The sequence below is a fragment of the uncultured Subdoligranulum sp. genome (genome assembly GCF_937890665.1).
In genome coordinates this window covers 1-11071 of the sequence record NZ_CALADU010000015.1, presented here as the reverse complement: position 1 = coordinate 11071, position 11071 = coordinate 1, and the positions used below count along the sequence as shown (strand labels likewise).

General features: G+C 50.1%; 11 protein-coding genes and 2 riboswitches. Of the genes, 10 read left to right on the top strand and 1 reads right to left on the bottom strand.

Going from position 1 to position 11071, the window contains the following annotated elements; genetic code table 11:
• The first annotated feature begins 317 nt into the window (after positions 1-317).
• The 8 genes from Q0526_RS00665 (at position 318) to Q0526_RS00630 (ending at position 7779) form a co-directional block, all read left to right on the top strand.
• Positions 318-977, top strand: coding sequence for a TetR/AcrR family transcriptional regulator (locus Q0526_RS00665; protein WP_298729851.1), 660 nt, complete (start codon positions 318-320; stop codon positions 975-977).
• A gap of 147 nt (positions 978-1124) precedes the next feature.
• Positions 1125-2357 carry an MFS transporter gene (locus tag Q0526_RS00660; RefSeq protein WP_298729850.1) on the top strand — a complete coding sequence of 411 codons (1233 nt, stop codon included), beginning with the start codon at positions 1125-1127 and terminating at the stop codon, positions 2355-2357.
• Between the two features lie 107 nt (positions 2358-2464).
• A complete protein-coding gene (locus Q0526_RS00655; RefSeq protein ID WP_366522009.1) occupies positions 2465-3028 on the top strand; it encodes a methylated-DNA--[protein]-cysteine S-methyltransferase in 564 nt (187 codons plus the stop codon).
• Between the two features lie 29 nt (positions 3029-3057).
• The gene (locus Q0526_RS00650; RefSeq protein WP_298729849.1) at positions 3058-4020 is read left to right on the top strand and encodes a P1 family peptidase; all 963 of its coding nucleotides are present in this window, start codon (positions 3058-3060) and stop codon (positions 4018-4020) included.
• 123 nt (positions 4021-4143) lie between these two features.
• Complete coding sequence (locus Q0526_RS00645) at positions 4144-5376, top strand: glutamate-cysteine ligase family protein (protein WP_298729848.1); 1233 nt, start codon at positions 4144-4146, stop codon at positions 5374-5376.
• Positions 5369-6703 carry a hypothetical protein gene (locus Q0526_RS00640; protein WP_298729847.1) on the top strand — a complete coding sequence of 445 codons (1335 nt, stop codon included), beginning with the start codon at positions 5369-5371 and terminating at the stop codon, positions 6701-6703. Before Q0526_RS00645 ends, Q0526_RS00640 begins: the two co-directional genes overlap by 8 nt.
• A gap of 51 nt (positions 6704-6754) precedes the next feature.
• Positions 6755-7276 carry a DinB family protein gene (locus tag Q0526_RS00635; RefSeq protein WP_298729846.1) on the top strand — a complete coding sequence of 174 codons (522 nt, stop codon included), beginning with the start codon at positions 6755-6757 and terminating at the stop codon, positions 7274-7276.
• 11 nt (positions 7277-7287) lie between these two features.
• Positions 7288-7779, top strand: a complete 492-nt coding sequence (locus tag Q0526_RS00630) for a hypothetical protein (RefSeq protein WP_298729845.1) — start codon at positions 7288-7290, stop codon at positions 7777-7779.
• A gap of 69 nt (positions 7780-7848) precedes the next feature.
• Here Q0526_RS00630 and Q0526_RS00625 read toward each other — a convergent pair whose 3' ends face one another.
• On the bottom strand, positions 7849-8904 hold the full coding sequence (locus Q0526_RS00625; RefSeq protein ID WP_298729844.1) for a mechanosensitive ion channel family protein: 1056 nt from the start codon (positions 8902-8904) through the stop codon (positions 7849-7851).
• A gap of 95 nt (positions 8905-8999) precedes the next feature.
• Positions 9000-9138: riboswitch (FMN riboswitch) on the top strand.
• A gap of 142 nt (positions 9139-9280) precedes the next feature.
• Between Q0526_RS00625 and Q0526_RS00620 the strand changes: the two genes are divergently transcribed.
• Both Q0526_RS00620 and metK read left to right on the top strand, forming a co-directional pair.
• A complete protein-coding gene (locus Q0526_RS00620) occupies positions 9281-9877 on the top strand; it encodes an ECF transporter S component (RefSeq protein ID WP_298729843.1) in 597 nt (198 codons plus the stop codon).
• Between the two features lie 83 nt (positions 9878-9960).
• A riboswitch (SAM riboswitch) is annotated at positions 9961-10059 on the top strand.
• A gap of 84 nt (positions 10060-10143) precedes the next feature.
• A partial coding sequence (gene metK / locus Q0526_RS00615) for a methionine adenosyltransferase (RefSeq protein ID WP_298729842.1) occupies positions 10144-11071 on the top strand: 928 nt, incomplete at its 3' end.

Here is an 11071-nt window from a genome sequence, read left to right as displayed (position 1 = left end):
GCCAGATATTGAATTTTCAAGGTGCATAGCTAAAATTTATGTGCGAAGTTTGAGTTAAAAATAAATAGTGTTAGTGCTCTACAAGTATAAACAAAACAGGGGATTTTTCAATAAAACAATAGCATACTGTACTACAAACGTCAATCTTAATGAAAAAGCGTGTTCACATGGTAGGATAAGCCAAACGGTGTCACAAAAGATTAGCGAAATAAACCCGCCTGTAAATGGTGTTATATTCTAAAAATAAATGTTTGACGAGGACCATAGCATCTGCTATAATCTAAACATACCAAAAGAATGTATGAAGAAGGTGGCTTATGGCGCGTAATAAATATCCAGAGATTACCGAGGAACGAATTCTGGAAGTGGCAGAACGTCTCTTTTTAGAGAAGGGGTTCGAGCAAACCACCATTCAAGATATTGTAGATGCTTTGGGGGATTTGACGAAGGGGGCTGTATACCACCACTTTAAGTCGAAAGAAGAAATTATTGATGCAGTAAGTGACCGCATGTTTTTGCGCAGCAATCCCTTTGCCGCGGCAGCAAAACGAAGTGATTTGAACGGGCTGGAAAAAATCCGAGAATCCATCCGGCTGAACCAAAGAGATGAGGAGCGGATGGCTATCACGGTACAAAGCATGCCGATCTTGGAAAATCCTCGTTTTCTGGCCGAAATGATCAAAGAGAATCAAAAAACACTTGTTCCTTATCTGAGAAAATTCATTGAGGAGGGGATACAAGATGGCTCCATTCATACCGAATATCCGCAGGAATTGGCGGAAGTCATGATTTTGCTGACGGGGTTGTGGATGGTACCCGCTGTATACCCGGCATCCGCCGAGCAGATGCTGCGCAAGTTTCGATTTATTGGGGAACTGCTGGACAATATGGGGCTGCCGCTGGTAGATGAGGCCATGCTGCAGGAACTGAAACCGTATTTTGAGGAAATCGAACAAGAGCAACAAAAAAATACATAAAATTGCCTTCGGGCAATTTTATTTTGTGATGATACATACCAAAAGTATCTATATGATGAAACTGCCGCGGCTGCGGTGTTCTTTTTGCTTGAATACATACCGTTGGTATGTATTGGTTGATATAATCAGTCATAGGAGGATAACAAAATGCACGCAAAGCGACTTTTTACCCGCAATTTTACGCTCTTGGTGTGGGGGCAAATTTTTTCGTTATTGGGGAACTACACTCTAAAATTTGCTCTTTCTATGTATGTGCTGGAACAAACCGGTTCGGCAAGTCGGTTCGCAGCAATTTTGGCGGCATCCACAGTGCCGGTTATATTGCTTTCTCCGGTGGGAGGTGTGCTGGCGGACCGGATTAATCGGAGAACGATTATGATAGCGCTGGATACTTTATCGGGGATTTCGGTTGGGATAGTATGGCTATTATGGGGCGCGGCAAACCATTTGACACTCATCACAATATTACAAATTATTTTGGGAATATTTGGTGCTTTTGAATCTCCGACAGTTCAGGCCTGTGTGCCGCAGATGCATCGTGGGGAAAACTTAATGCGAGCCAATAGCGTTGCCAATCAAGTGCAGGCCCTTGCCGCGATGGTTACACCTTTTACTGGGAGTATCGCCTATACTTTGCTGGGAATTCAGCCTGTGCTGATGCTGGTCTGTGGATGCTTTTTCTGCACGGCGCTGTTGGAACTGTTTTTGGTATTACCGTCCCCAGCAAACGCCACCCAAGAATCGCTGGGCAAAATCTTGTGTGGGGACCTCAAACAAAGTATACACTTTTTGAGCCGGGAAGAACCGATGGTACTCCAGCTTCTATTGCTGGCGGCTGCCACAAATTTCTTTGCGTCAGGGATTGTATCAGTAGGACTTCCATTTTTGGTTCGCACGGTTCTGCGACTGCCGACCGCGTGGTATGGTGCGGCAGAAAGTGTGCTGGGGACGGCAGCCGTGATGGGGAGCCTTTTCATCGGAATCTGGGGAGATAAGATCCCCTTGCGAAAACAGCACTGGTTGTGGGCGCTTTTTGGTGTGGGCTTACTGCCGGCAGCAGCGGCTTTTGCGTTGGTTTTATCGCCAGCGCTATGTTATGCCGTTTTACTCGCAGGTTTATGCGTGGGGCAGGCCACTTGCAGCATGTTTTCTGTGGTGGGGCTCTGTGCCATTCAGCAGAGAACGCCGGAAGGTTTGACCGGCAAAGTTATGGCGTTTGTTATGACGCTGGCGCTCTGTGTGCAGCCTTTAGGGCAGGTGCTGTATGGAATTGCGTTTGATTTTTGCTCACCAGCGGCTGTTCTGGGTATAACAGGGCTTTTGGTGCTATTTGCGGCTTATTCCTCCCGAAATTTATTCAAACAGTTGTCTAGATTCTAAAGGCGTGTAAAAGTTTGCACAGTTGGGTAGGAATACTGGAATCCTTTGATTCTATCTGTTACAATGTAGAATATACTATAAGAATCGGGGGAAAAGGGGGAACTGCCTTGTCACTGTATTACACAAAATATAATTCTCCGCTGGGGGATATTCTCTTGATGGCCAATGATGATGCACTGATTCGCCTCTGTCTGCCGGGACAGACCGTGGAAGAGGGCCTGCTTGCACAAGCGGCTTGCCATGATCGAGCGCCGCTGTTGGTAGAGGGATGCGACTGGTTGGATCGCTATTTCTGCGGTAAAAGGCCTACCCCGCAAGAAATTCGGCTGGATCCACCGGGAAGTGATTTCCGGAAACAGGTGTGGGAGCGGCTATGCTACATTCCCTACGGCACTTTGGTGACTTACGGCGATATTGCCCGGGAAATGGCACAGGAAAAAGGGAAAAACATGTCGGCTCAGGCGGTTGGCGGTGCGGTAGGACATAATCCTATCTCTTTAATCATTCCGTGCCACCGTGTGGTAGGAAGGGACGGCAGCCTTGTTGGCTATAACGGTGGGGTTGCTTTGAAACGTCGCCTCTTGAAATACGAAGGGGTGGATGTCCGAAATTTATACGATCCCAAACCTCGTACAGGACCGGGGGCGTTGCAGGAAAACGATGAGAAGTAAAAATGCTTTACGCCAAAGGAGAGTATACCATGAAAGAGATTGCCATTACGGAGTTGCCCCATGTACAGATTGGGCAGGCACAAGATGAAATTGCGGGTACAGGGTGCACGGTGCTGCTATTTGGAAAAGACGGGGCCCCGGCGGGGCTGGATGTTCGCGGCGGCGGGCCGGCTTCGCGGGAAAGTGAGCTGTTGAAGCCGATGGCGGCGGCAAGCTCAATTCATGCCATCTTGCTATCAGGCGGCAGCGCTTTCGGACTGGATGCTGCTGGCGGAGTGATGCGGTATCTGGAAGAGCGAAACATCGGTTTTGACGTGGGCGTAACGAAGGTGCCATTGGTGTGTCAGTCCTGCCTGTTTGATCTGACGGTAGCCAGTGCGCAGGTGCGGCCGGATGCGGCCATGGCGTATGCAGCTTGTCAGAATGCAGAAAAGGGAAACTACCAAGATGGAAACTATGGTGCAGGAACCGGCGCTACGGTGGGAAAACTGTTGGGCATGGAGCATTGCATGAAGTCCGGAATCGGCAGTTATGCGGTACAGGTAGGCGATCTTCAAGTGGGGGCACTTGTGGCAGTCAACGCGCTGGGTGACATTTACGATTGGAAAAATGGTCAGAAGGTTGCTGGACTGTTGGCAGAAGACCATAAAACGTTTTTAGACGCCGAGCAGGTGGCTTTGCAGAAAACCGAGGTGGTAGAGAATAAATTCGTGGGCAATACCACGTTGGGTGTGATCCTGACCAACGCACGGTTTGATAAAACAAAGTTGTGTAAAATAGCAGGTATGGCCCACGATGGATATGCCCGGGCGATTCGCCCGGTACATACTACGGCGGACGGGGATAGCATTTATGCGGTATCGCTGGGGGAAGTGTCCGCCGACCAAGATGTTGTCGGTGCGTTGGGTGCACAGGTGATGGCGCAGGCGATTGTGCGTGCTGTGCAAGCGGCCAAGAGTGCCTATGGATTCCCTGCGGCGTCAGAGTTATAACACGAAGAAGTTCCCGCCGTAATAGGTTGGGAACTTTTGTGTTTCCCGTTGCCTAAAAAAGGGTTTCGGGGTATAATAGGGAAACTGAAAAATAAGAATGTTAAACCGGCAGGAGTATCATCTATGTCGAAATTGGATGAACAGAAGAAGGTCTTAGTCGAGTACTTTCAGCAGGGGTGCAAAAGCGAAGGAAAATTGACGCTGGGGTTGGAAGTAGAACACTTTGTTACCCATGCAGGAGGCGAGGCGGTCACCTTTGCTGAAGTGCAAAGCGTGATGCAGCAGATGCAGCAGCCCTATGATACCCCCATCTTGATTGATGGGGAATACATGGGATATGTAACAGAGTGGTACAGTGTCTCGCTGGAACCGGCCTGTCAGGTGGAGATCAGTGTGGTCCCGCAGGCTACTGTGCTCAAAATTATGGATATTTACAACCAGTTCTACCTCCAGTTGAGTATGACACTGGCAGCGCGCGGATTGCGGGCGTGGACGGTTAGTTATCACCCGACCCGGCGGGCGGAAGAACTGCCCTTGATTCCCAAGCAGCGCTATGAAGCGATGGATCGCTATTTCAAAAATACTGGTGCTTGCGGTATTCAAATGATGCGGGCTACGGCATCTACACAACTGTCTGTTGACTATTATAGTGAACGAGACTTTGTACAAAAAATGAGGGTGGCTTGCCTGTTGACCCCTTTCTTTGCGTTGTTGAGCGACAATGCGGTGCGGTACCAAGGCAATCGAAACAATGCTTATAGTGTACGGACACGGATTTGGCAGGATGTTGATTTGGACCGATGCGGTGTGCCGCCCCACCTGATGGACCCGGACTTTGGGTTTGCACAGTATGCGCAGACCGTGCTTACGCGGCCTTTGATTGTGGCACTGAAAGGGAACCGTACCAAGGCCGTGGGGCGTAAGAATGCACAGGAAATTTACGGCAGCCATCTCTTGAAAAAAGAAGTGGAACATGTACTGTCTATGTTTTTCTTTGATGCACGCCTAAAAAGCTATCTGGAAATTCGCGGGGCCGATTGTATGCCGCCCAAATATATTGCAGCCTATGCGCAGCTAGTGAAAACGATCTTCGGCAGTCAGGCGGCGCTGCAAAATATTCTGCGCCATTATGACGGCGCCACAACGGGCGATATTGCCAATGCAAAGGTGGCCGTATGCAAAGATGGGTATAATGCATGGGTGTACGGAAAACCCATCGGTAAGGAGCTGGCGTGGCTGTTGTTGCAAGCCAGAAGCCGCACGCCTTCCCAAGAAGAACGAGCCCTATTGGAGCCGTTTGCAAAGCTGATTGCCACCAAAAAAACCATACGGGAAGAAGAATCCGAAAATGACTGAATTACAGCAACTGAATCAGGCGTATCTCGAAGCGGCTGCATCGGACCCGGCTCGTCTGCAGCGCGAATTTGATGAGATAACCGAATATATGAAAGCGTCCACAGCCATCCACCATGGTGAATATGTGCGGACCTGCTATCAACCCAAATTGTTTACCGAAAAGATTTTTGCGCAGTTTGAAGCGGATATTCAGACGCTCTATGGTATTCTCGGAAAAGTGATGCACGCCTATTACCGGGACCCGGCATACCGCGCTTTGTTTGGTTTTGATGCCGTAACGGAAGAATTGATTTTGCGAGCTAACCCGGATATTTCTTTGCTGCCGATGGCGCGGATCGATTTTTTCTATAACGAGGAGACTGGTGCCTATAAATATTGTGAGTTTAACACCGATGGAACCAGTGCGATGAACGAGGACCGGGAACTCAATTTGGCACAGCGCCTTTCCACTGTTTACCGGCAATTCTGTGACACGCACGCAACACGGACCTGCGAATTGTTTGAAAGTTGGGTCAAAACGTTGTGTGCGGTGTATGCCCGTGCGCGTCATACGGAGCAAAAGCCGTATGTGGCTATTGTGGATTTTATGGACTGCGCCAGCGTCAATGAATTTGAAGTTTTTCAGGGCTATTTTATTCGGAATGACGTCCCGGCGGAAATCTGTGATGTGCGAGACCTTCGCTACGACGCCGATGAGAAAGTCTTATACGGTCCCGGAGGACATAAGATCGATGCGATTTATCGACGGGCTGTTACCAGTGACATTTTAGAGCGGTATAATGAATGCGGTGCACTGTTGGCAGCTGTGCGGGAGGATGCGGTGCTTCTGGTAGGGGATTTTCATACCCAACTGGTACACAACAAGACCATTTTCCGCGTTTTGCATGAGCCGCTGACCCAGCAGATGCTGACGGCGGAGGAGCGGGCTTTTGTGGAGGCGCATGTGCCATTGACCAAAGCTCTTGAGGAAAGCGACGTGCCCCGCATTTTGGCTAACAAAGATGGTTGGATCCTAAAGCCGTTGGACTCGTACGCTTCCCGTGGGGTCCATGCGGGTGTGGAGTGCACACAGGAAGAGTGGGAACAGATTGTGCAAAATACACCCAGGCAAGGGTATCTGTTGCAGGAATTTTATTTTCCCTATGTAACGGAAAACTATGGTATAGGATTACAGGGAGCCTTTGGGAAAAACCGATACTATAACCTGACGGGGGTCTATGTCTACGACGGGATGGCGCAGGGCATCTATTCCCGTGTGTCGCTCAGTCCCATCATTTCCAGCCAATACAGCGAAAAAACATTGCCTACTTTGCTGGTAACCGAATAATCCCAGATGCCGGCACGCATACTATCCCCAAAAGAAAAGGGGGCGGACCGCGTGCGGGAAACATCGTATCATGCAGTAATTACCGAGATGACGGTCCGTGCTCTTTGGGAAACCCAAAATGTGATGGATTGCATTCCGGACGAATTATGGGATAAGCACTATGGCGGTTCACCTTTGTGGCAGCATCTGTATCATATGCTGCACAGTCTGGACCAGTGGTTTATCAACCCCAAAGCCAATGACTTTGTGGAACCGCCGGTGCATGTACCGGAATTGCATGAGTTAGACATCTATCCGGCGGCACATCTCAACCGCAGTCAGATGGATGACTATTTTTACACCATCAAGGCGAAGCTGTCCTTGTATTTGACCTCTTTGCACGATGAAGATCTGTTGCAGCGGCCAGAAAATTGCGAATGGACCCGCTTTACGCTGATTCTGTCCCAGTATCGTCATCTGCACCTCCATCTGGGGATGCTGATGGGTTTTATTGTGGCAGAGATCGGCTTATGTCCGCGTACCTTACAACCGGGGGACAAGTTTCCGCGGCCGCCCTATGACCCTTATCAATGAGGAGAACAGACATGAAGAAATGGTGCTATTTTTTGCCGGTGCTTCTGTTGCTGACCGGTTGCGCCTCACAAAAAATCGATACCACGCCGGTGTGGCAAGAAACACTGCCGAATACCGGGGTTGAGATGCAGCTGAGCAACTGTATCTTACTTAATACATACCATGTGGATTATGCAGAAAGCCGAGAAAACTCCGATCAGGTGGTCAACCGGGACGCTTTGAACACGCAGGGGGTCCCGGTAATCACGCTGTATGGTGTGACAGAAGATCAAGTGGAGCTCCGATTTGTAGAGAATATCTCCTATCTGTACTTATACTACGACAAGATGATGCCGCAGCCGGATTTGGATTATGTGCTGACGGAGTTGGAGGACGGCGGTCTTCAATATCGATTGGATACGGTTTATACCTTTGACTTTGTGATTACTACGCAGGACGGCACGGATTCTATGATCGTTACTTGCCAGCGCCCCGGTTTGGAAAGCGAGAGCAGCTGGTCTTAGGTCTTTTCCGATAAAATAAATCCCGGCGGATACAAACGTATCTGCCGGGATTTTTTAGCAGCCAAAAGATTAAGACGGATTGGGCATGTCGATGGTAGTGGTGGGGAAAGCAAAACTGCATCCCTCTTCGGCGACCAGTTGCATGATTTCCAGATTCAAGCGGCTTTTTTCCTCCAGAAAATCGCCGTACGGTAAGGTGGTTACATACAGCCGAACCAGAATATCGATGCTAAAATCGTTGAATTTATCTACCGTTACGGTGACCGTTTCGGCACGAACGGAAGGCTGTGCTTTCAACATTTCGGCCAAGTCGTGGCAAATGTGAGTAAGCTGCTCTCGGGACGTATCGTAGGTAAGGCCCAGTGTGAACTGCCACAGACGACTGCTGCGTTGGTTGCAGTTTTGAATGTATTCCGAGCAGACTTTGGAATTCTCGATGGTGACCGCTACGTTGTCTGTGGTACGTATGCGGGTGGAACGGAAGGAAACATCTTCCACAGTACCTTCAGAAGAACCCAAGATGACATAATCCCCAATGCCAAAGGGATGCTCCAAGACAAGGGTGATGCCGGCAATCAAATTGGACAAGGTAGACTGTGCAGCCAGCGAAATAGCAAGGCCGGCAACCCCGGCGCCAGTCAGCAGGCCGGCCACCGGAACCCCCAAACGATCCAATAAGGCGATGCCGGTGAAGATGGCCACCAAAGCACGGAAGATATTTTCAAAAAAGCGGGCCATCGTATTGTTGGTGGTCAGGTCCAGCTTGTTCTGGGCGCTGCGCAGCAATAGACGGCACATAGGGGCCGCCCGCCAGGCACCCAACCCGAAAAAGAAGGTGATCGACAAGTTGAAAAGGACCTGCAGTACCTTGAGATAGGTGGGGGTATTAAACGTAAATGGGACAACCAACAAGGCCAGATACAAAAGAACTGTACGAATAATCAGCGCGGTAGGCTGCACATAACTGTCAAAAAGAATGTACAACCATTCTGTCAGATGTCCGTGTAAGCTGTCGAGGATGCGGCGAATAATTCTGGTGTAGACCATCGGCAAAACCAGCGAACCCAACAGCAGCAGCACCGTGGGCAGCAGGTCCAGCAAAAGGCTAAAAGTAAATTCTTGCATAACAAATTCTCCATACGTTTGAGTGTGCGGAACAAAAACATTATACCATACCCCCTTGCATTTTGTAAAACCTGTGCTATACTATGCAAGTAGAAAGTCTGTTTCAGGGCGGGGTGAAATTCCCCACCGGCGGTAAACGGCGTGAAGCCGCAAGCCCGCGACCAGCTGCGTAGCAGTTGTTGATCCGGTGAGAATCCGGGGCCGACGGTATAGTCCGGATGAAAGAAACGGAAAGCTGTTTGCTATGCTTTTTTGCCCTGTTGCTATATATGGCAACAGGGCGTTTTTGTTTGCCGGCAGCAAGCATAACCAGCCTCCCGCAGTTTTATCACGCAAACCGGCTTTCGCAAACCATTTTTTTCGGGAGGTACTACCAATGACCAAAACACACAACCACATCCGTGCACTTACTGTAACCGCTATGCTTTGTGCGGTTGCCACCATTTTGATGTTCATGGACTTCAGTCTGCCGATTATCCCTTCTTTTGTGAAGATGGATGTTTCGGAGCTGCCTGCCCTGTTGGCCTCTTTCAGCCTTGGGCCTGTCTATGGCATTGTAGTATGTCTGGTGAAAAATCTCTTTAACTTGGTTTTCCACGGCTCCACCGGCGGCATCGGGGAAGTATGCAACTTTTTGATTGGCGCATCTTTTGTGGGCACCGCGGGGGTAATTTACCGGTTCCATAAAACGCGTCAGGGCGCTGCTGTGGCGTGCTTGATTGGCGCACTGGTTATGGCGTTGGTCAGCGTACCGGTTAACTATTTCCTCAGTTACCCGGTGTACGCTGCGATGTTCGGCGGTATGGACAACATCATTGCGGCCTATCAGGCTATTCGGCCCGGTACGGACGGTTTGCTGGAATGCCTGCTGGTCTTTAACCTGCCGTTCACCTTCGTAAAAGGCCTTGTCGATGCGGTGCTCTGCTTTCTAATCTATAAACCGCTTTCTCCGATTTTGCATGGCCGCGGGTAAGGGATGCACAGCAAAAAATACGAAGAAACGACTATTGACGAATGAATGGCAATATGCTATAATTCGACATACAACAGAATAGCAACTTATCAAGAGTGGCAGAGGGAACAGGCCCTATGAAGCCCGACAACCTACACCTATGTGCAAGGTGCCAAATCCTGCGGGGAACCGAAAGATAAGCGTCAGCGCGCAGTCTTTTGGCTGCGCGCTTTTTGTTCTCGTCAGTTGCGCTTCTGCTTAACCATTTTTAAGGGAGGCTTTTTACTATGTCCAAAGTTCTTTTCACTTCTGAGTCGGTGACCGAGGGACATCCCGACAAAATCTGCGACCAGATTTCCGATGCCATTCTGGACGCGATCCTCGAGCAGGATGCCAACGCTCGTGTTGCCTGTGAAACCACTTGTTCTACGGGCCTTGTCCACATCATGGGCGAGATTACGACCAGCTGCTATGTGGATATTGCAGAGACGGCACGGGATGTCATCCGTTCTATCGGGTATGATCGTGCCAAATACGGTTTTGACTGCGATACCTGCGGCATCATCGTTAACATTGACGGACAGAGTCCCGACATTGCTCTGGGCACCAACGATGAGGTGGCCGGTGCGGGCGATCAGGGCATGATGTTTGGGTATGCCTGCGACGAAACGCAGGAACTGATGCCGCTGCCCATCAGCTTGGCTCACAAGCTGGCCAAGCGGTTGACGGAAGTGCGCAAGAGCGGTCTGCTGAGCTATCTGCGCCCCGACGGAAAGAGTCAGGTTACTGTGGAATATGAGGACGGCAAGCCGGTGCGGGTGGACGCAGTGGTTATTTCCAGCCAGCATAGTCCGGAAGTTTCGCAGGAGCAGCTGCATGCTGACATCAAGCGGGAAGTAATCGAAAAGGTCATTCCGGCCGATATGCTGGATGCCAACACCAAGTACTACATCAATCCCACCGGACGGTTTGTGGTGGGGGGGCCGCAGGGTGACACCGGCCTGACTGGCCGTAAGATCATTGTGGATACCTACGGCGGTTATGCGCGTCATGGCGGCGGTGCGTTCAGCGGCAAGGATCCCAGTAAAGTGGACCGCTCGGCTGCTTATGCGGCACGCTGGGTTGCCAAGAATATCGTGGCTGCGGGACTGGCCAAAAAGTGCGAAGTGCAGCTGGCCTATGCCATCGGCGTGGCGGAGCCTGTGTCCATCATGG